The sequence below is a fragment of the Streptomyces sp. NPDC005266 genome (assembly GCF_040607655.1).
In the GTDB taxonomy this organism is placed as follows: Bacteria; Actinomycetota; Actinomycetes; order Streptomycetales; family Streptomycetaceae; genus Streptomyces.
In genome coordinates, this window is sequence record NZ_JBEXHC010000005.1 from 103,224 (window position 1) to 122,920 (window position 19,697).

Here is a 19,697-nt window from a genome sequence, read left to right on the forward strand (position 1 = left end):
GCCGTACGCATGAAGACAGCCCCAGACGCGAAAGGACCCCCGCGCGGGTGCGCGGGGGCCGTTCACTGCCTGGAGAGGCGGAGACATCGGGAGATCTCAGACGTTGAACCCGAGCGCGCGGAGCTGCTCGCGACCCTCGTCGGTGATCTTGTCCGGGCCCCACGGCGGCATCCAGACCCAGTTGATCCGGAGCTCGTTGACGATGCCGTCGGTCGCGGACTTCGCCTGGTCCTCGATGACGTCGGTCAGCGGGCAGGCCGCCGAGGTGAGCGTCATGTCGATGGTGGCGATGTTGCCGTCATCGACGTGGATGCCGTAGATCAGACCGAGGTTGACGACGTCGATGCCCAGCTCGGGGTCGACGACGTCATACAGGGCCTCGCGGACCTCTTCCTCGCTGGCGGGCTTGGTGGTCGTCTGCACGTTGTCACTCATGCGGTCTTTCCTCCGGCGGTCTCGCCCAGTGCCTGAGCCGTGGCATCCTTCCACGCCATCCAGCTCAGCAGAGCACATTTCACACGGGCGGGGTACTTGGAGACGCCGGCGAACGCGATCGCGTCCTCCAGCACCTCCTCCATGGCGTCGTCCGGCTCTGCCTGGCCCTTGGACTGCATCAGTTCCAGAAACGTCGCCTGGATCCTGCGAGCCTCGCTCAGCTCCTTGCCCACCAGCAATTCGTTGAGCACGGACGCGCTGGCCTGGCTGATGGAACAGCCCTGGCCCTCGTAGCTCACGTCCTCGATCGTCTCGCCGTCAAGCCGCACACGGAGCGTGATCTCGTCACCGCACGTCGGGTTGACGTGGTGTACCTCGGCGTCGCCGTCCCTCAGTCCCCGTCCGTGGGGGTTTTTGTAGTGGTCCAGGATGACGTCCTGGTACATCGAATCCAGCTTCACGCGCAGCCCCTACCCGAAGAAGTTCCGTACGTGCTCCAGGCCCTCCACCAAGGCGTCGACCTCGGCCGGAGTGGAGTACAGATAGAACGACGCTCGCGTGGTCGCAGGAATTCCGTAGCGCAGGCAGACGGGGCGGGCGCAGTGGTGGCCGACCCGGACCGCGATGCCCTGCTCGTCCAGGACCTGGCCCACATCGTGGGGGTGGATGTCGCCGAGCGTGAAGGAGATCGTGGCGCCGCGCTCCTCAGCCGTGGTGGGGCCGATGATGCGCAGGCCGGGGACCTCCAGAAGCCTGCCGACCGCGTAGTGGGTCAGGGCGTGCTCATGGCGGGCGATGTTGTCCATGCCGATCGAGGTGAGGTAGTCCACGGCCGCGCCGAGGCCGACGGCCTGGGCGATCGGGGGCGTACCCGCCTCGAACTTGTGCGGCGCCGGGGCGTAGGTCGAGGAGTGCATCGAGACGGTCTCGATCATCTCGCCACCGCCGAGGAACGGAGGCAGGTCCTCCAGCAGCTCCTGGCGGCCCCACAGCACGCCGATGCCGGTCGGGCCGCACATCTTGTGGCCGGTGAAGGCCACGAAGTCGGCCTGGAGCGCCTGGACGTCCAGCTCCATGTGCGGGGCGGCCTGGGAGGCGTCGATGACGACGAGGGCGCCGACCTCCTGGGCGCGCCGGACGATCGCCTCGACCGGGTTGACCGTGCCCAGGATGTTGGAGATCAGGACGAACGAGACGACCTTGGTCTTCTCGGTGATGACCTGCTCTATCTCGGACAGGTCGAGACGGCCGTCCTCGGTGAGGCCGAACCACTTCAGCTTCGCGCCGGTGCGCTGCGCGAGCAGCTGCCACGGAACGATGTTGGAGTGGTGCTCCATCTCGGTGATGACGATCTCGGTGTCGCTGTCCACCCGGTAGGGCTCATCGGCCCAGCCGAGCATGTTGGCGACGAGGTTCAGCGACTCCGAGGCGTTCTTGGTGAAGATCACCTCGTCGCGGCTGGGAGCGTTGATGAAGGCGGCGACCTTGTCGCGGGCGCCCTCGTACAGCGCCGTGGCCTCCTCGGCGAGCACATGGACGCCACGGTGCACATTGGCGTTGTAACGCTCGTAGTACGTGTTCAGCGCGTCCAGGACCTGGCGCGGCTTCTGGGACGTCGCCGCGTTGTCCAGGTAGACGAGCCTCTGCCCGTCGTGGACGACGCGGTCCAGGATGGGGAAGTCCTTACGGATCGCCTCGGTGTCGAGGAGGCCCGGCAGCTGTGTCATGTCCCTGTGCCTCCGTTCGTTACGCCGTATGGGCGGCCGGTGCCGCCGATGTCATCACTCACCCGTCGCGCCGCCCTTCACATACTGCTCGTAGCCCTCTTCCTCGAGCTTATTGGCCAGCTCCGGGCCGCCGGACTCGGCGATCCGGCCCGCCGCGAAGACGTGCACGTGGTCGGGCTTGATGTAGCGCAGGATGCGGGTGTAGTGCGTGATCAGCAGGGTGCCGACCTGGCCGGACTCCCGGACCCGGTTGACGCCCTCGGAGACCACGCGCAGCGCGTCGACGTCCAGACCGGAGTCGGTCTCGTCGAGGATCGCGATGGCCGGCTTCAGCAGCTCCAGCTGAAGGATCTCGTGGCGCTTCTTCTCACCGCCGGAGAAGCCCTCGTTGACGTTGCGCTCGGCGAAGGACGGGTCGATCTGAAGGCGCTCCATGGCCTCCTTGACCTCCTTCACCCAGGTGCGCAGCTTCGGGGCCTCGCCACGGATGGCGGTCGCGGAGGTGCGCAGGAAGTTGGAGACGGAGACGCCGGGGACCTCGACCGGGTACTGCATGGCGAGGAAGACGCCGGCGCGGGCGCGCTCGTCGACGGACATCTCCAGCACGTTCTCACCGTCGAGGGTGACGGTGCCGCCGGTGATGGTGTACTTCGGGTGGCCGGCGAGCGAGTAGGCCAGGGTGGACTTGCCGGAGCCGTTGGGGCCCATGATGGCGTGCGTCTCGCCCTGCTTCACGGTCAGGTCGACGCCGCGCAGAATCTCGCGGGGGCCGCCCTCGGCCTCGACGGAGACGTGCAGGTCGTGGATCTCAAGCGTTGCCATGGGTGCCTCAGGACTCCTGGGTGACGGAGACGAGCACGTCGTCCCCTTCGATCTTTACGGGGTATACGGGGATCGGGCGCGTCGCCGGAAGGCCGGACGGCTTGCCGGTGCGCAGGTCGAAGCTGGAGCCGTGCAGCCAGCACTCGATCTGGCAGTCCTCCACCTCGCCCTCGGACAGCGAGACGTTCGCGTGCGAGCAGATGTCGTTGACCGCGAACACCTCGCCCTCGGCGCGCACCAGCGCGACGGGCACGCCCTCGATTTCGACCCGCATGGGGGTCTCGTCCTCGAGCTCGTCCAGCGAGCAGGCGCGTACGAAGGTCGGGGTCATCCTACGGACGCCTCCAGCTCCGCCTCGATCTTGGCGATCAGACGCTCCTCCAGCTCGGGCAGCCCGATCTGCTGGACCAGCTCGGCGAAGAAGCCGCGGACGACCAGCCGGCGGGCCTCGTCGGCCGGGATGCCGCGCGCCATCAGGTAGAACAGCTGCTCGTCCTCGAAGCGGCCGGTCGCGCTCGCGTGACCGGCGCCGACGATCTCGCCGGTCTCGATCTCCAGGTTCGGCACCGAGTCGACGCGGGCGCCGTCGGTGAGGACCAGGTTGCGGTTGAGCTCGTAGGTGTCGGTGCCCTCGGCTTCGGCGCGGATCAGTACATCACCGATCCAGACGGCGTGCGCGTCCTTGCCCTGCAGCGCGCCCTTGTAGGCCACGTTGCTGCGGCAGTGCGGGGTGTCGTGGTCGATGAAGAGCCGGTGCTCCTGGTGCTGGCCGTTGTCGGTGAAGTACAGGCCGTAGAGCTCGGCCTCACCGCCCGGGGCGCCGTAGACGACGCGCGGGTGGAGCCGCACCAGGTCGCCGCCGAGGGTGACGACCACGGACTTGAAGGTGGCGTCCCGGCCGACCAGCGCGGTGTGCTGACCGGCGTGGACGGCGGTGTCGTCCCAGTCCTGGAGGGAGACCACGGTGAGCTTGGCACCGTCCCCGACCAGGTACTCGACGTTGGCGGCGAGCGTCGCGTCACCGGTGTGGTCGATGACCACGACCGCCTCGGCGAAGGCACCGACCTCCACGACCTGGTGGCCGAAGGCGGTGCCGCCCTCGCCGTGCACGGAGATCCGCACCGGCTCGGTCAGCACCGTCTCCTTGGGGATGGAGACGACGGACGCCTCCTCGAAGGAGCTGTACGCCTGCGCCGCGACCCGGTCCACCGGCTTGCCGGCCTTCCCCAGGCGCGCGTCGCCACGGCCCACGGTCTCGACGGTGACGCCCTCGGGGGCGGTCACCGCGACCTTGACGCCGCCGTCGGCGACGGCCGAGCCGTCGTGGAGGCCGCGCAGCCGCTCCAGCGGGGTGAACCGCCAGTCCTCCTCGCGGCCATGGGGCACCGGGAAGTCGGCCACGTCGTACGACGCGGGGGCGCTCACCCGCGCATCAGTGGGCTGTCCCACCTGGATGACGCCGTCCGTGGTGGATCCGGCCGGAATGGTTTCAGCCATGGCTGTCGTACTGCTCGCTTTCTGTGCCTGATGGGGCCTGAACGGGGTGCCCCGCCGGGGACGGTGTCCCCGGCGGGGAGGGCGGGCGCTAGCCGACCGCGCCCTCCATCTGCAGCTCGATCAGCCGGTTGAGCTCCAGCGCGTACTCCATGGGCAGCTCGCGCGCGATCGGCTCGACGAAGCCGCGCACGATCATCGCCATGGCCTCGTCCTCGGACAGACCGCGGCTCCTGAGGTAGAAGAGCTGGTCGTCGCTGACCTTGGAGACGGTCGCCTCGTGGCCCATGGACACATCGTCCTCGCGGACATCCACATACGGGTAGGTGTCCGACCGCGAGATGGTGTCGACCAGCAGGGCGTCACAGAGCACATTGGACTTGGAGCCCTCGGCGCCCTCGCCGATCTCGATCAGACCGCGGTAGGAGGTGCGGCCACCGCCGCGCGCCACCGACTTGGAGACGATGTTCGAGGAGGTGTTGGGCGCCATGTGCACCATCTTGGCGCCGGCGTCCTGGTGCTGGCCCTCACCCGCGAAGGCGATGGACAGGGTCTCGCCCTTGGCGTGCTCGCCCATCAGGTAGACGGCGGGGTACTTCATGGTCACCTTGGAGCCGATGTTGCCGTCGACCCACTCCATGGTCGCGCCCTCATACGCCACGGCGCGCTTGGTGACCAGGTTGTAGACGTTGTTCGACCAGTTCTGAATGGTCGTGTAGCGGCAGCGGGCGCCCTTCTTGACGATGATCTCGACGACCGCGGAGTGCAGCGAGTCCGACTTGTAGATCGGCGCGGTGCAGCCCTCGACGTAGTGGACGTAGGCGTCCTCGTCGACGATGATCAGCGTCCGCTCGAACTGACCCATGTTCTCGGTGTTGATCCGGAAGTAGGCCTGCAGCGGGATCTCCACGTGCACGCCCTTCGGCACGTAGATGAACGAGCCGCCGGACCACACCGCCGTGTTCAGCGAGGCGAACTTGTTGTCGCCCGCCGGGATCACGGTGCCGAAGTACTCCTGGAAGAGCTCCGGGTGCTCCTTGAGCGCGGTGTCGGTGTCCTGGAAGATGACGCCCTGCTCCTCCAGGTCCTCACGGATCTGGTGGTAGACGACCTCGGACTCGTACTGGGCCGCGACACCCGCGACGAGGCGCTGCTTCTCGGCCTCGGGGATGCCCAGCTTGTCGTACGTGTTCCTGATGTCCTCGGGCAGCTCCTCCCAGGAGGCGGCCTGCTGCTCGGTGGAGCGGACGAAGTACTTGATGTTGTCGAAGTCGATGCCGGACAGGTCCGAGCCCCAGGTGGGCATGGGCTTCTTGCCGAAGAGCTTCAGGCCCTTCAGCCGGAGCTTCAGCATCCACTCCGGCTCGGACTTCTTCGCCGAGATGTCGCGGACGACGTCCTCGGAGAGGCCGCGCTTGGCCGAGGCTCCGGCCACGTCGGAGTCGGCCCAGCCGTACTCGTAGTTGCCCAGACCCTCGAGCTCAGGGTGAGCGGTCTCCGTGGGGAGAGTCATTCGGGGTTCCTCCCGGCCGTGCTGGCAGATGCTGTGGTGGTCTCGGTGGTGCTGGTGTCGGTCTTCTCGACCGTCGTATCGGTCTTCGGAATGAACGTCGTGCACACTCCGTCGCCATGGGCGATGGTGGCCAGACGCTGCACATGAGTCCCGAGCAGTTGGGAGAAGACCTCGGTCTCCGCCTCACACAGCTGCGGATATCGCTCGGCTGCGTGAGCGACCGGGCAGTGGTGCTGGCAGAGCTGTTCGCCGACCGGCGCGCTGCGCGCCGTAGCAGCGTACCCGTCCGTCGAGAGTGCGCCCGCGAGGGCCGCCGTACGGCCTTCTGGGGCTGCGGCCTCCACGGCGCCGCGGTACGCCTCGGCCTGGGCGGCGAGCCTGGCGCGCGCGAACGCCGCGACGGCGGCGCGGCCGGCTTCCCCGCCTCCGGCGCTCTGCTCGATCCAGCGCAGGGCGTCGACGGCCAGCTTGTCGTAGGCCTGGTCGAAGGCGTCCCGGCCGCAGTCCGTGAGTGCGAAGACCTTGGCCGGGCGGCCGCGCCCCCGCACCCCGTACACCCTCTTCTCGCGGGGCTCGACGACGCCGTCGGCGACCAGAGTGTCGAGGTGGCGGCGCACGGCCGCCTGGGTCAGCTCCAGCCGCACGGCCAGCTCCGCGGCGGTGGACGGGCCATGATCGAGGATGGAGCGCGCCACCCGGTTGCGGGTGCCGTGCTGCGGTTCTTCGGCCGCGTACGCGGGCACGGCAGACCGCGCGGCCTTCTCGGCCGCGCGTCCACTCGGAGCTTCGCTCGCGTATTTCACAACGCCATTGTTGCGTAATTCCCCGGCAAACGACAACCGAGGACGTCAGGGGGTTCCGGTGGGGTGCGTCACTAAGGCATCCCTAAGTCCCACCTGCGACAACGCGGTCCCGGGCCCGCGTCTTCCGGCCCTGCCGCCCACGGCGCCCCCGGCGATTCGTAGACTGCCGGACATGCGAGATGAGCCCGCGGTCGAGATCGTCGGCCTGGTCAAGCGGTACGGGTCGAAAACCGCGGTCGACGGGCTCGACCTGTCCGTCGCGCGCGGCACCGTGAGCGCCGTCCTCGGCCCCAACGGAGCCGGCAAGACCACCACTGTCGAGACCTGCGAGGGGTACCGCCGCCCCGACGCCGGCACGGTCCGGATATTCGGGCTCGACCCGGTCACGGACGCCTCCGCGCTGCGCCCGCGCATCGGCGTGATGCTCCAGTCCGGAGGCGTTTACTCCGGCGCGCGCGCAGAAGAGATGCTGCGCCACACCGCCTCCCTGCACGCCCACCCCGTGGACGTCAAGATGCTCATGGAGCGGCTCGGCCTCGGCACCTGCGGCCGGACGGCCTACCGGCGGCTCTCCGGCGGCCAGCAGCAGCGGCTCGCACTCGCCATGGCCATCGTCGGCCGCCCCGAGCTGGTCTTCCTCGACGAGCCGACCGCCGGCCTGGACCCCCAGGCCCGCCGCGCCACCTGGGACCTCGTCCGCGATCTGCGCGACGACGGGGTCACCGTGGTGCTGACCACGCACTATATGGACGAGGCCGAGCAGCTCGCCGACGATGTGGCGATCATCGACGGCGGCAAGGCCATCGCCCAGGGCACCCCCGAGCAGCTGTGCCGCGGCGGCGCCGAGAACACCCTGCGCTTCACCGGCCGCCCCGCGCTCGACCTGGCCTCGCTGCTGAAGGCGCTGCCCGCCGACAGCACGGCCGCCGAGCTGACCCCCGGGTCGTACCGGGTCACCGGCAAGGTCAACCCCCAGCTGCTGGCGACCGTCACTTCCTGGTGCGCGCAGAACGGGGTGATGCCGGACCGGATCTCGGTCGAGCGGCACACCCTCGAGGACGTCTTCCTGGAGCTCACCGGTAAGGAGCTGCGAGCGTGACCGCCACGGGCACTTTTCTCCCGAAGCCGGGGTCGGCGCCGCTGCTCCGGATGATCCGGGCGCAGGCCGCGCTGGAGACCCGGATGCTGCTGCGCAACGGCGAGCAGCTGCTGCTGACGGTGGTCATCCCGTCCCTGGTGCTGGTGCTCTTCAGCAGCGTCGACATCGTCGACACGGGCGCGGACGGCAGCGCTGTGGACTTCCTCGCGCCCGGCGTCCTGGCGCTGGCCGTGCTCTCCACGGCGTTCACCGGCCAGGCCATCGCGACCGGCTTCGAGCGGCGCTACGGCGTGCTCAAGCGGCTCGCCGTCTCCCCGCTGCCGCGGTGGGCGCTGATGGCCGCCAAGACCTGTGCGGTGCTGATCACCGAGGTCATGCAGATCGCCCTGCTGACGGTGATCGCGCTGGCGCTCGGCTGGTCGCCGCACGGCAACCCGCTGGCCGTCGTCCTGCTGCTGATCCTGGGCACCGCGGCGTTCTCCGGGCTCGGCCTGCTCATGGCGGGCACCCTGAAGGCCGAGGCGACCCTGGCCGCGGCCAATCTCGTCTTCCTGCTGCTGCTGGTGGCCGGCGGGGTGATCGTGTCGCTGGACAAGTTCCCGGGCGCGGTGCGGGGCGTCCTGGAGGTGCTGCCGATCTCCGCCCTTTCGGGCGGGCTGCGGGACGTGCTCCTGGACGGCGCCTCGGTGCCCTGGCGGGATCTCGGGATCCTCGCGGTGTGGGCGGTGCTGGGGCTGGGCGCGGCGGGACGCTTCTTCCGCTGGGAGTAAGGGCTCGCCCCCTCGGCCGGACCTCGGCCACACCTCGGCCGCACCTCGGCCACACCTCGGCCGCACCTCGGCCGCACCTCGGCCGGAGCTCGGGGATGGAGCTCGGCCGCACCTCGGGGATGGAGCTCGGCCGCACCTCGGCCGAACCTCAGGGCCGGACCTCGGCCGCATCTCGGCCGGAGCTCGGGGATGGAGCTCGGCCGAACCTCGGCCGGAGCTCGGGGGCCACACCTCGGCCGCACCTCGCCCACACCTCCGCACCTCGGCCGCACCTCGGCCGCACCTCGGCCGCACCTCGGCCGGAGCTCGGCCGGAGCTCGGCCGGAGCTCGGCCGGACCCCTCGTGAAAAGCTGCACAAGCAGCCGCCTACGATGGGCCCGTGCCGAATTCGCTGAACCCCTTCGAGCTGATCGCCCGGCGCTGGCAGCCCTCCGCGCGCTTTGTGGAGCGCGCGGCGCTCGCCACCGTGGTGATGGCCGTCGTCATCGTCGTGACCGGCGGCGCGGTCCGGCTCACCCAGTCCGGCCTCGGCTGTGACACCTGGCCGAAGTGCACCTCCGGCAGTCTGACGCCGACCGCCGACATGGGCATCCACGGCGCCATCGAGTTCGGCAACCGCATGCTGACGTACGTGCTGTGCGCCGTCGTCGGCCTGCTGATCATCGCCGCCCGCTCCCGTACACCGGTGCGCCGCTCCCTCACCCGGCTGGGCTGGGCCCAGTTCTGGGTCGTCATGGGCAACGCCGTCGTCGGCGGCATCACGGTGCTCACGGGCCTGAACCCGTACATCGTCAGCTCGCACTTCCTGCTGTCCACCGCGCTCCTCACGGTCGCCGTGCTGACCTGGTGGCGGGCGCGCGAGGGCGATGGCGAGCCGCGGGATCTCGTCGCCGGCCCGGTGCGTCAGCTGACCCGGCTGCTGATCTTCGCGACCGGCGCGCTCATCGTCATCGGCTCGGTGGTCACCGGAGCCGGACCGCACGCCGGCGACGCCCGTGAGGTGCACCGGATCCCGCTGGACTGGCAGGAGATCACCCAGCTGCATGTGGACTTCGTCTACATCGTGCTGGGCCTGACCGTCGCCCTGTGGTTCACGCTGCGCGCCGTGAAGGCCCCCGCCGTCCCGCGCCGTACGGTCCTGGAGCTCCTCGCCGTCCTGCTCCTCCAGGGCGTGATCGGGTACGTCCAGTACTTCACGCATCTGCCCGAGGTGGTCGTCGGCATCCACATGTTCGGCTCCTGCCTGGTGTGGATCGCCGCGCTTCGAGCGCTGCTCGCCCAGCGCGAGCGGGCGGCCCTTCCGGCGCCCGTCCCGGCCCCGGCGGGCGACCACGAGGCGGTTCAGCCCGAGCCCGCCGCGTCCAGCCGGTAGATCCGGCGCGCGGTGCCGGCCGCGACAAGACCGGCGATCCGCCGCGCCTCGGACCGCGTGCAGATGCCGTCGGCGATCCACTCGGCCGCCAGCCGCGACAGGTCCCGGACGAACAGCCGGGACGCGGTCACATACAGCTCGGGCAGCGCTCGCGCGCCCGTCGAGAAGAGCAGCTTGCCGAACGGCGCCTCGCCCAGCGTCTCCCCGGGCCGCGGACCCGCGTCCGCGTAGACGTGCGGAAAGGCCGCGGCCAGCTGCGCGGCCCGCCGGTGGTGCGGCCGCTCGGGCAGCAGCACCAGATCGGTGCCGAAGCCGGCGGTGGCGCGCAGGAAGCCGAGGAGCGGCTGCGGGTCGCCGCAGTGCAGCTGCACCGGCAGACCGGTCGCGACGGCGCTCCACAGCAGATGCTGGGCGAGCGCGGGGTCGGTGGTGCGGTGTCCGGCCGCCGGGCGGCCGGTGAGCCGGCGGGCGGCCGCGCGCCGCACCTCGCGCGGGTCGGGCGGGGTCTCGTCGCAGAAGGTGATGCCCATGGCGAAGGCGGTCGCGTGCTGGGCGGCCGCGTACAGCGCCTCGGCGGTGTTGCCGATGAACGAGTCGACCGTGCCCGAGGTGTCCGCCACCTGGTCGGCCAGCGGCTCCAGTCGGACGACCTCATGGACCCGGCCGTCGGCCGCCGCGGCCAGTTCGGCGGGCGAGCTGAGGTCGTTCGGCGCGCCGGACTCCAGCAGGAAGGTGCCGATGCCGGCGCCGCGCAGCAGCAGCCGCGCGGCGCGGTAGGCGCCCAGCTCACGGCGGCGGGCGAGATAGGTGACGGGCGCGCAGTGGGGTTCCATGCCGAGCAGCGGGGGGCACCAGCGGCGTACGGCGAGCCCCGTCCAGCTGTCGAAGAAGGTGGTGCCGGCCGGGGCGGCGCCCGATCCGGCGGCGCCGGCCAGATGGGTTTCGAACGAGCCGATCCCGAGCTCTCCGTGGACCGTGCCGTGGCTGTGCTGGTCGACCAGCGGTGGCAGGGCGGAAAGCCCCGCCACCGGGCCCGGGCCGTCCCGGGGGACCGGGCCGGTCGCGGGGCCCCGGGTGTCCGGGGAATCCGTCGCCTCGTCCATCGCCGCCGCCTCTCGCCCTCCGGCATCGAAGGGCTTAACGGACGGAGGGCGCGTGAGGTGTCGCGGACCCGCGCTCACACGTCGGGCACGAGCCGTTCTCAGTCGTTGCTCGGGCCGCCGAGCTGGATGCCCGCCATGCGCTTCCACTCGTAGGGGCCGGTGCGGACCTTCGCGGCCAACTCGCCGTCGAAGTCGTCGTGGAGGGTGAGCCCGGCGAGCTCGGCCGCGCGGCGCGCGCTCTCCCGCGTGGGGGCGACGAGGGTGCCCCACTCACCGTTGGCGCCGACCAGGGCGATCCGGACGGTGCCGCGGCCGATATGGGCGATCTGGCCCTCGGCGCTGCCGCCGTGGCTGGTGGCGAAGGCCGTGATCTGGTGGGCGAGCCGCTTGGCCCGCTTATCGTCCTTGGAAGGCTTGGAGGGCTTGCCGCTCGCGACCGTCTCGGCCGGCTCGGCCGGCTCCGCGGTCTCTGCCGGCTCGGCCGTCTCCGCCTGGTTGGTGTCTGCCATAGGGCCGATGCTACCCGCCGGTAATCACCGCAGGAAGGGGTCCACGGCGATGGCGACGAAGAGCAGCGACACATAGGTGATGGACCAGTGGAACAGCCTCATCTCCTTGAGCTCGGCGCCCGTGATCTCGGCCTTGGCGCGCACCTGGAGCGCATGCGCCTCCTTCAGCCACAGCCCGCCCAGCACGGCCGCCACGACCGGGTAGAACCAGCCGGTGTGGCCCAGCGGCCACAGCAGCAGCGAGACGCCGACCATGGCCCAGCTGTAGAGGACGATCTGCCGGGCGACCACCTTGTTGCCCGCGATGACCGGGAGCATCGGCACGCCCACGCGCTCGTAGTCGTCCTTGACCTTCATCGACAGCGGCCAGTAGTGCGGCGGCGTCCAGAAGAACATGACGAGGAAGAGGATCAGCGAGGCCCAGGAGACCGAGTTGGTGACCGACGACCAGCCGATGAAGACGGGCATGCAGCCGGCGATCCCGCCCCACACGATGTTCTGCGAGGTGCGCCGCTTGAGCCACATCGTGTAGACGACGACGTAGAAGACCAGCGCACCGAGGGACAGCATCGCGGACAGCGGGTTGACCAGGACCCAGAACCAGGCCGTCGACCCGACGGTGAGCGCGGAGGCGAAGACGAGGCATTCACGCGGGGCGACCATGCCGGTCACGAGCGGGCGCTGCGCGGTGCGGTCCATGAGCGCGTCGATGTCGCGGTCGTAATACATGTTGAACGCCGCGGCGCCGCCGGCCGACAGATAGCCGCCGACGCAGGTTGCGAGGACCAGCCACAGATCCGGGACGCCCTGGGCCGCCAGGAACATCACCGGCACGGTCGTCATCAGCAGCAGTTCGATGACGCGCGGCTTGGTCAGCGCCACGAACGCCTTGACACGGGCCCCGAACGGCCGGTGACCGGAGCTCGCATCGCTCGTCTCGAGCACCCCCGCAGGACGGGATTCGACGGCCGTCACGCACACCCCTGGTGGAAGCAAGAACCAGCAAGCACCGGACATGAAGAGCCGGTAAAGACTTGCGCGTACCACGCCACTCTAGACGTAGCGGATGGACCGCCCACCGCCGGGGTCCGGTCGTGTTGGCGGCGCCCAGGGAATGCGGCAAGCCCTTGGATTCGTTCCTTATCGCGTCGGGAGGACTCGAAAAAATGACCGTTGATCCAGCGGTAGGCTCGACATCGCCGGTGTGCATACGGTCACCGGACAGCTGCATTGTGGAGAGGAGCCCTGACTCAGGGTGAGCACCAAGCCGACTACCACAGACCTCGACTGGACCGATCTGGACCAGCGGGCCGTCGACACCGCCCGCGTCCTGGCCATGGATTCCGTACAGAAGGTCGGTAACGGCCACCCTGGCACGGCCATGAGTCTGGCTCCCGCCGCGTACCTGCTCTTCCAGAAGCTGATGCGGCATGACCCCTCCGACACCGGCTGGGCGGGCCGCGACCGCTTCGTCCTGTCCCCCGGGCACACCAGCCTGACCCTCTACGTTCAGCTCTACCTGGCGGGCTTCGGCCTGGAGCTCGAGGATCTGAAGTCGTTCCGCACCTGGGGAAGCCTGACCCCGGGCCATCCCGAGTACGGGCACACCACCGGTGTGGAGACCACCACCGGCCCGCTCGGCCAGGGCATCGCCAACGCGGTGGGCATGGCGATGGCCGCCCGCTACGAGCGTGGACTGTTCGACCCGGAGGCGCCCGAGGGCGCCTCTCCGTTCGACCACACCATCTGGGCGATCGTCTCGGACGGCGACCTGGAGGAGGGCATCTCCGCGGAGGCCTCCTCGCTGGCCGGCCACCAGAAGCTCGGCAACATCGTCGCCCTCTACGACGACAACCACATCTCGATCGAGGGCGACACCGCCACCGCCCTCTCCGAGGACGTGCTGAAGCGCTACGAGGCGTACGGCTGGCACGTCCAGCGCATCGAGCAGGCCGCGAGCGGCGACTTCGACATCCAGCAGCTGTACGCGGCGCTGAAGGCGGCGCAGGCCGAGACCGAGCGCCCCTCGATCATCGCGGCCCGCACCATCATCGCCTGGCCCGCCCCGAACGCGCAGAACACCGAGGCGTCGCACGGCTCGGCGCTCGGCGCCGACGAGGTGGCCGCCACCAAGCGCGTCCTCGGCTTCGACCCGGAGCAGCACTTCCAGGTCGACACGGACGTCATCAACCACACCCGCGGGCTCGTCGAGCGTGGCCGTGAGGCGCACGCCGCCTGGGACAAGAAGCTCCAGGAGTGGCGGAACAACAACCCCGAGCGGGCCGCCGAGTTCGACCGGATCACCGCGGGCGAGCTGCCCGAGGGCTGGGAGAGCGCGCTGCCCGTCTTCGAGGCCGGCAAGGACGTCGCCACCCGTAAGGCGTCCGGCCAGGTACTCAAGGCGCTCGGCGGGGTCATCCCCGAGCTGTGGGGCGGCTCGGCCGACCTCGCCGGCTCGAACAACACCACTATCGACGCGTCCTCGTCCTTCCTTCCGAAGGGCAACCCGCTGCCGGAGGCCGACCCGTACGGCCGCACGATCCACTTCGGCATCCGCGAGCACGCCATGGGCTCGACCATGAACGGCATCGCGCTGCACGGCAACACCCGGGTCTACGGCGGCACCTTCCTCGTCTTCTCCGACTACATGCGCCCGGCCGTCCGGCTCGCCGCGCTGATGAAGCTGCCGGTCACCTACGTGTGGACGCACGACTCCATCGGCCTCGGCGAGGACGGCCCGACCCACCAGCCGGTGGAGCACCTGTCCGCGCTGCGCGCCATCCCGGGCCTGAACATCGTCCGCCCGGCCGACGCCAACGAGACGGCCATCGCCTGGCGCGAGATCACCCGCCGCCACAGCGACCAGCCGGCTCCGCACGGCCTCGCGCTCACCCGGCAGAACGTGCCGACGTACGAGCCCGACGAGGACGCCGCCAAGGGTGGTTACGTCCTCTTCGAGGCCGAGGGCGGCGAGCCGCAGGTGATCCTGATCGGCACCGGCTCCGAGGTCCAGCTCGCCGTCGAGGCTCGGGAGCAGCTGCAGGCGGCCGGGGTTCCCACCCGCGTCGTGTCGATGCCCTCGGTCGAGTGGTTCGAAGAGCAGGACAAGGGGTACCGCGAGAGCGTGCTGCCGCCGTCCGTGAAGGCTCGAGTCGCCGTCGAGGCCGGCATCGGCCTGACCTGGTACCGCTACGTCGGCGAGGCCGGCCGCATCGTCTCGCTGGAGCACTTCGGCGCGTCCGCCGACTACAAGGTGCTCTACCGGGAGTTCGGTCTGACCTCGGAGGCCGTGGTCACCGCCGCCCGCGAGTCCCTCGACGCCGCCGGGCGCTGACGTCCGCAGACGACTAGTAGCGACGAGTAGGAGACACACCCCATGACTGAGGCACTGAAGCGGCTGGCCGACGAAGGCGTCGCGATCTGGCTCGATGACCTTTCGCGTAAGCGGATCACCTCCGGCAACCTGGCCGAGCTGATCGACCAGCAGCATGTCGTCGGCGTGACCACGAACCCGTCGATCTTCCAGAAGGCGATCGCCGGCGGCGACGGCTACGAGCAGCAGCTCGCTGATCTCGCGGTCCGCAAGGTCACCGTCGAGGAAGCCGTCCGCATGATCACCACGGCGGACGTCCGTGACGCCGCCGACATCCTGCGGCCCGTCCACGACGCGACGGGCGGCCAGGACGGCCGGGTCTCCATCGAGGTCGACCCGCGGCTGGCCCACAACACGCACGCCACCATCGCCGAGGCCAAGCAGCTGGCCTGGCTGGTGGACCGGCCCAACACCTTCATCAAGATCCCGGCGACCGAGGCGGGGCTCCCCGCGATCACCGAGGTGATCGGGCTGGGGATCAGCGTCAATGTCACGCTGATCTTCTCCCTGGAGCGCTACCGCGCGGTCATGGACGCCTTCCTGGCCGGTCTGGAGAAGGCCAAGGCCGCGGGCCTGGACCTCTCCAAGATCCACTCGGTGGCGTCCTTCTTCGTCTCCCGCGTGGACACCGAGATCGACAAGCGCATCGACAAGAGCGGCACCGACGAGGCCAAGGCGCTGCGCGGCAAGGCCGCGATCGCCAACGCCCGGCTCGCCTACCAGGCGTACGAGGAGGTCTTCAGCTCCGACCGCTGGGCCGCCCTGGACCGGGCGGGCGCCAACAAGCAGCGTCCGCTGTGGGCCTCGACCGGTGTCAAGGATCCGGCGTACAAGGACACCATGTACGTCGAGGAGCTGGTCGCCCCGGGCACGGTGAACACCATGCCGGAGGCCACCCTGGAGGCCGTCGCCGACCACGGCGAGATCCGCGGCGACACCGTGCACGGCACCTACGAGCAGGCCAAGGCCGACCTCGAGGCGCTGGCCTCGATCGGGATCTCGTACGACGAGGTCGTCCAGCTCCTGGAGGACGAGGGCGTCGAGAAGTTCGAGACGTCCTGGAACGAGCTGCTGAAGTCCACCGAGGCGGAGCTGAACCGTCTCGCACCTTCGGAGGCGTGAGGATCTTGACCAGCAGCAATCCGCTGCGTGACCCAAGGGACCGGCGGCTCCCGCGTATCGCGGGGCCGTCCGGCCTCGTCATCTTCGGCGTCACGGGCGACCTGTCCCGCAAGAAGCTGATGCCGGCCGTCTACGACCTGGCCAACCGCGGCCTGCTGCCGCCGGGCTTCTCGCTCATCGGTTTCGCCCGCCGCGACTGGGAGAACGAGGACTTCGCCCAGGTCGTGCACGACGCGGTGAAGGAGCATGCGCGGACCCCGTTCCGCGAGGAGGTCTGGCAGCAGCTCGCCGAGGGCTTCCGCTTCGTGCCCGGCGAGTTCTCCGACGACGAGGCATTCGAGAAGCTCCGGGCGACCATAGAGGAGCTCGACAAGGCGCGCGGCACCGGCGGCAACTTCGCCTTCTATCTGTCGGTCCCGCCGAAGTTCTTCCCCACCGTCGTCCAGCAGCTCAAGAAGCACGGGCTGTCGGACGGACCCAAGGACTCCTGGCGGCGCGCGGTCATCGAAAAGCCCTTCGGCCACGATCTGAAGAGCGCGCAGGAGCTCAACCAGATCGTGCATGAGGTCTTCCGGCCCAGCGATGTCTTCCGGATCGACCACTACCTGGGCAAGGAGACGGTCCAGAACATCCTGGCGCTGCGGTTCGCCAACACGATGTTCGAGCCGATCTGGAACCGGTCGTACGTTGACCATGTCCAGATCACGATGGCCGAGGACATCGGCATCGGCGGTCGCGCCGGCTACTACGACGGCATCGGCGCGGCCCGTGACGTCATACAGAACCATCTGCTGCAGCTGCTCGCGCTGACCGCCATGGAGGAGCCGACCTCCTTCGAGGCGGATCCGCTGGTCATGGAGAAGCTGAAGGCGCTCATGGCCGTCAAGCTGCCCAAGGACCTGGGCAAGTACACCGTGCGCGGCCAGTACGCGCACGGCTGGCAGGGCGGCCAGGAGGTGCGCGGCTACCTGGAGGAGGAGGGCATCGACCCCCACTCCAAGACCGACACCTACGCGGCGATCAAGCTGGAGATCGACAACCGCCGCTGGGCGGGCGTCCCCTTCTATCTGCGCACGGGCAAGCGGCTCGGGCGGCGGGTCACCGAGATCGCCGTGGTCTTCCAGCGCGCCCCGCACTCCCCCTTCGACACCACCGACACCCAGGAGCTGGGGCAGAACGCCCTGGTCATCCGGGTGCAGCCGGACGAGGGCGTCACCATCCGGTTCGGCTCCAAGGTGCCCGGCACCTCCATGGAGATCCGGGACGTGACGATGGACTTCCAGTACGGCGAGTCCTTCACCGAGTCCAGCCCCGAAGCGTACGAGCGGCTGCTGCTCGATGTGCTGCTGGGCGAGACGAACCTCTTCCCGCGCCACGAGGAGGTCGAGCAGTCCTGGCGGATCCTGGACCCGATCGAGGAGTACTGGGACAAGCACGGGAAGCCCGAGCAGTACACGGCCGGGACCTGGGGGCCGAAGGCCGCGGACGAGATGCTCGCACGAGACGGACGGAGCTGGCGGCGGCCATGAACATCGATCTCACGGACACCACGTCCAGCCGGATCAACTCCGCTCTGGTCCAGGCGCGCCGGGCCACCGGCACCCCGGCCGTGGGCATGGTGCTCACCCTCGTCATCGTCACCGACGAGGGCAATCACTACGACGCGCTGAAGGCCGCGAGCGACGCCTCCAAGGAACACCCCTCCCGCATCCTGGTCGTCATCAAGCGGCCGGGCCGGTCGCCGCGCGACCGCAACATGGCCCGGCTGGACGCCGAGGTGCGGGTCGGCGGGGAGACGGGCACCGGCGAGACGGTGCTGCTGCGGCTCCACGGCGAGCTCGCCAACCACGCCCAGTCGGTCGTCCTGCCGCTGCTGCTGCCGGACGCCCCGGTCGTGGTGTGGTGGCCCGAGGACTCCCCGGAGCACCCCGCCGAGGATCTGCTCGGGCAGCTGGCCCAGCGCCGGATCACCGACGCCCAGGCCACCGAGGACCCGGTCGAGACGCTGGGCCTGCGGGCCGAGACCTACACCCCGGGCGACACCGATCTGGCCTGGACCCGGATCACCGGGTGGCGCAGCGTGCTCGCGGCAGCGCTCGACCAGAAGCACTCCCCGATCACCTCCGCGGTCGTCGAGGGCGAGGCGTACAACCCGAGCAGCGAGCTGCTCGGGTTGTGGCTCGCCGAGCGGCTGCGGGTGCCGGTCCGGCGCGAGGTCTCGGACGGCCCCGGGCTGACCGCGGTGCGGCTGGAGACCGCCGACGGCGTGATCTGCCTGGACCGCGCCAACGGTTCGCTGGCCGAGCTGGCGATGCCGGGGCAGCCCGACCGCCATGTCGCGCTCCAGCGGCGTGAGACGTCGGAGCTGATCGCCGAGGAGCTGCGCCGGCTGGACCCGGACGAAATGTACGCGACGTCGGTGAAGTTCGGCGTGAGCAAGCTCGGCGGGGTCGGGACGCTGGAGCGGGATGCCAAGACCGCCCCGGTGGCCCAGGCGGCGCCGGGCCCGTCGCCGCTGCCGACCCGCGACCCGGACGCGCCGTCGGGTCACGCACCGGCGTCGCCGAACAACCCGCCGCAGGCACCGGCGCAGCCGCCGACGCCCAAGCCCCACCCCCCGGCGAGCGCCGCCGAGCGCAAGCCGAACGGCACGGCGGGGGACGGAAAGGCGGGCAAGTGACCGCCCCGCAGGTGGTCGTCCACCGCGACAAGGAGCTGATGGCCCAGGCCGCGGCGGCCCGGCTGATCACGAAGATCGTGGACGCCCAGTCCGCCCGCGGCTCCGCCTCCGTCGTCCTCACCGGCGGGCGCAACGGCAACGGCCTGCTGACCGCGCTCGCCGCGTCCCCGGCGCGCGACGCGGTGGACTGGTCACGGCTGGACCTGTGGTGGGGCGATGAGCGGTTCCTGCCGGAGGGCCACCCGGAGCGCAATGTCACCCAGGCCCGCCAGGCGCTGCTGGACGCGGTGGACCTGGACCCGGCGCGGGTGCATCCGATGCCGGCGTCGGACGGGCCGTACGACGATGTGGACGCCGCCGCGGAGGCGTACGCCGCCGAGCTGGCGCGGGCCGCGCGGCACGAGAACCATGGCGCCGTGCCCACCTTCGACGTCCTGCTGCTGGGCGTCGGCCCGGACACCCATGTCGCCTCGCTCTTCCCCGAGATGCCCGCCGTCCGGGAGACCGAGCGGACGGTGGTCGGGGTGCGCGGCGCGCCCAAGCCGCCGCCGGTGCGGGTCACGCTGACCCTGCCCGCGATCCGCGCGGCACGGGAGGTGTGGCTGCTCGCGGCCGGCGACGACAAGGCGAAGGCGGTCACCATCGCCCTGTCGGGGGCCGGGGAGTTCCAGGCTCCGGCGGCGGGAGCGTACGGCCGCAGCCGTACGCTGTGGCTGCTGGACCGGGCCGCGGCGGCGGGGCTGCCGCGCGAGCTCTATCCCCCGGCGTCGCCGTAGATCTGTGGCGACGACGATCCCCCGTGCGCCTCGGGCGCACGGGGGATCGCTGTGTTTCGGGGTCTGTGGCTGAGCGGATGCGGTGAAGTTCGCCGCTG

19 protein-coding genes are annotated in these 19,697 nt (G+C 70.3%); 8 read left to right on the forward strand and 11 right to left on the reverse strand.

The window, feature by feature from the left end:
- Positions 1–96: 96 nt before the first annotated feature.
- From ABZU99_RS11700 to ABZU99_RS11735, 8 genes are all read right to left on the reverse strand, one after another.
- Positions 97–435: a metal-sulfur cluster assembly factor gene (locus ABZU99_RS11700; protein WP_355939717.1), complete on the reverse strand. Its 339-nt coding sequence runs from the start codon at positions 433–435 to the stop codon at positions 97–99.
- Positions 432–896 carry a Fe-S cluster assembly sulfur transfer protein SufU gene (gene sufU, locus ABZU99_RS11705; protein WP_355939714.1) on the reverse strand — a complete coding sequence of 155 codons (465 nt, stop codon included), beginning with the start codon at positions 894–896 and terminating at the stop codon, positions 432–434. The genes ABZU99_RS11700 and sufU overlap by 4 nt, the downstream gene beginning before the upstream one ends.
- A gap of 9 nt (positions 897–905) precedes the next feature.
- On the reverse strand, positions 906–2,162 hold the full coding sequence (locus ABZU99_RS11710) for a cysteine desulfurase (protein ID WP_355939711.1): 1,257 nt from the start codon (positions 2,160–2,162) through the stop codon (positions 906–908).
- A 54-nt stretch (positions 2,163–2,216) separates the two neighbouring features.
- A complete protein-coding gene (sufC, locus tag ABZU99_RS11715; protein ID WP_355939708.1) occupies positions 2,217–2,984 on the reverse strand; it encodes a Fe-S cluster assembly ATPase SufC in 768 nt (255 codons plus the stop codon).
- A 7-nt stretch (positions 2,985–2,991) separates the two neighbouring features.
- On the reverse strand, positions 2,992–3,315 hold the full coding sequence (locus ABZU99_RS11720) for a non-heme iron oxygenase ferredoxin subunit (protein ID WP_355939705.1): 324 nt from the start codon (positions 3,313–3,315) through the stop codon (positions 2,992–2,994).
- Positions 3,312–4,481, reverse strand: coding sequence for a Fe-S cluster assembly protein SufD (sufD, locus tag ABZU99_RS11725; RefSeq protein WP_355939702.1), 1,170 nt, complete (start codon positions 4,479–4,481; stop codon positions 3,312–3,314). The genes ABZU99_RS11720 and sufD overlap by 4 nt, the downstream gene beginning before the upstream one ends.
- An 88-nt stretch (positions 4,482–4,569) precedes the next feature.
- Positions 4,570–5,991, reverse strand: coding sequence for a Fe-S cluster assembly protein SufB (gene sufB, locus ABZU99_RS11730; protein ID WP_355939699.1), 1,422 nt, complete (start codon positions 5,989–5,991; stop codon positions 4,570–4,572).
- Complete coding sequence (locus ABZU99_RS11735) at positions 5,988–6,794, reverse strand: helix-turn-helix domain-containing protein (RefSeq protein WP_355939697.1); 807 nt, start codon at positions 6,792–6,794, stop codon at positions 5,988–5,990. The genes sufB and ABZU99_RS11735 overlap by 4 nt, the downstream gene beginning before the upstream one ends.
- Positions 6,795–6,966: 172 nt before the next feature.
- Here ABZU99_RS11735 and ABZU99_RS11740 point away from each other — a divergent pair, with 172 nt between their 5' ends.
- The 3 genes from ABZU99_RS11740 to ABZU99_RS11750 all read left to right on the forward strand — a co-directional run bounded on the left by ABZU99_RS11740 (position 6,967) and on the right by ABZU99_RS11750 (position 10,036).
- Positions 6,967–7,893: an ABC transporter ATP-binding protein gene (locus tag ABZU99_RS11740; protein WP_355939694.1), complete on the forward strand. Its 927-nt coding sequence runs from the start codon at positions 6,967–6,969 to the stop codon at positions 7,891–7,893.
- Positions 7,890–8,663, forward strand: coding sequence for an ABC transporter permease (locus tag ABZU99_RS11745; RefSeq protein ID WP_355939691.1), 774 nt, complete (start codon positions 7,890–7,892; stop codon positions 8,661–8,663). The genes ABZU99_RS11740 and ABZU99_RS11745 overlap by 4 nt, the downstream gene beginning before the upstream one ends.
- 380 nt (positions 8,664–9,043) lie before the next feature.
- Positions 9,044–10,036: a COX15/CtaA family protein gene (locus ABZU99_RS11750; RefSeq protein ID WP_355939688.1), complete on the forward strand. Its 993-nt coding sequence runs from the start codon at positions 9,044–9,046 to the stop codon at positions 10,034–10,036.
- Here ABZU99_RS11750 and ABZU99_RS11755 read toward each other — a convergent pair.
- The 3 genes from ABZU99_RS11755 to ABZU99_RS11765 form a co-directional block, all read right to left on the reverse strand.
- Positions 10,006–11,139, reverse strand: a complete 1,134-nt coding sequence (locus ABZU99_RS11755; protein WP_356047383.1) for an amidohydrolase — start codon at positions 11,137–11,139, stop codon at positions 10,006–10,008. The genes ABZU99_RS11750 and ABZU99_RS11755 overlap by 31 nt on opposite strands.
- 98 nt (positions 11,140–11,237) lie before the next feature.
- A complete protein-coding gene (locus tag ABZU99_RS11760; RefSeq protein ID WP_355939682.1) occupies positions 11,238–11,648 on the reverse strand; it encodes a hypothetical protein in 411 nt (136 codons plus the stop codon).
- A 24-nt stretch (positions 11,649–11,672) separates the two neighbouring features.
- On the reverse strand, positions 11,673–12,623 hold the full coding sequence (locus tag ABZU99_RS11765; RefSeq protein ID WP_355939679.1) for a heme o synthase: 951 nt from the start codon (positions 12,621–12,623) through the stop codon (positions 11,673–11,675).
- Positions 12,624–12,903: 280 nt separating this feature from the next.
- Between ABZU99_RS11765 and tkt the strand changes: the two genes are divergently transcribed.
- The 5 genes from tkt to pgl are packed head-to-tail and all read left to right on the forward strand — an operon-like array spanning position 12,904 to position 19,599.
- Positions 12,904–14,982, forward strand: a complete 2,079-nt coding sequence (gene tkt, locus ABZU99_RS11770; protein WP_355939676.1) for a transketolase — start codon at positions 12,904–12,906, stop codon at positions 14,980–14,982.
- A gap of 42 nt (positions 14,983–15,024) precedes the next feature.
- Positions 15,025–16,143, forward strand: a complete 1,119-nt coding sequence (gene tal, locus ABZU99_RS11775) for a transaldolase (protein ID WP_355939673.1) — start codon at positions 15,025–15,027, stop codon at positions 16,141–16,143.
- A gap of 2 nt (positions 16,144–16,145) precedes the next feature.
- Complete coding sequence (gene zwf, locus ABZU99_RS11780) at positions 16,146–17,672, forward strand: glucose-6-phosphate dehydrogenase (protein WP_355939868.1); 1,527 nt, start codon at positions 16,146–16,148, stop codon at positions 17,670–17,672.
- The gene (gene opcA, locus ABZU99_RS11785; protein ID WP_355939670.1) at positions 17,669–18,823 is read left to right on the forward strand and encodes a glucose-6-phosphate dehydrogenase assembly protein OpcA; all 1,155 of its coding nucleotides are present in this window, start codon (positions 17,669–17,671) and stop codon (positions 18,821–18,823) included. The genes zwf and opcA overlap by 4 nt, the downstream gene beginning before the upstream one ends.
- Positions 18,820–19,599, forward strand: coding sequence for a 6-phosphogluconolactonase (gene pgl / locus ABZU99_RS11790; protein WP_355939667.1), 780 nt, complete (start codon positions 18,820–18,822; stop codon positions 19,597–19,599). The genes opcA and pgl overlap by 4 nt, the downstream gene beginning before the upstream one ends.
- Positions 19,600–19,697: the final 98 nt, after the last annotated feature.

Bases quoted from the DNA above. Each gene is read 5' to 3' on its own strand.
- ABZU99_RS11700 (WP_355939717.1), bottom strand. From the start codon at position 435: ATGAGTGACAACGTGCAGACGACCACCAAGCCCGCCAGCGAGGAAGAG.
- ABZU99_RS11710 (WP_355939711.1), bottom strand. From the start codon at position 2,162: ATGACACAGCTGCCGGGCCTCCTCGACACCGAGGCGATCCGTAAGGAC.
- sufC (WP_355939708.1), bottom strand. From the start codon at position 2,984: ATGGCAACGCTTGAGATCCACGACCTGCACGTCTCCGTCGAGGCCGAG.
- ABZU99_RS11720 (WP_355939705.1), bottom strand. From the start codon at position 3,315: ATGACCCCGACCTTCGTACGCGCCTGCTCGCTGGACGAGCTCGAGGAC.
- sufD (WP_355939702.1), bottom strand. From the start codon at position 4,481: ATGGCTGAAACCATTCCGGCCGGATCCACCACGGACGGCGTCATCCAG.
- sufB (WP_355939699.1), bottom strand. From the start codon at position 5,991: ATGACTCTCCCCACGGAGACCGCTCACCCTGAGCTCGAGGGTCTGGGC.
- ABZU99_RS11740 (WP_355939694.1), top strand. From the start codon at position 6,967: ATGCGAGATGAGCCCGCGGTCGAGATCGTCGGCCTGGTCAAGCGGTAC.
- ABZU99_RS11755 (WP_356047383.1), bottom strand. From the start codon at position 11,139: ATGGACGAGGCGACGGATTCCCCGGACACCCGGGGCCCCGCGACCGGC.
- ABZU99_RS11760 (WP_355939682.1), bottom strand. From the start codon at position 11,648: ATGGCAGACACCAACCAGGCGGAGACGGCCGAGCCGGCAGAGACCGCG.
- tal (WP_355939673.1), top strand. From the start codon at position 15,025: ATGACTGAGGCACTGAAGCGGCTGGCCGACGAAGGCGTCGCGATCTGG.
- opcA (WP_355939670.1), top strand. From the start codon at position 17,669: ATGAACATCGATCTCACGGACACCACGTCCAGCCGGATCAACTCCGCT.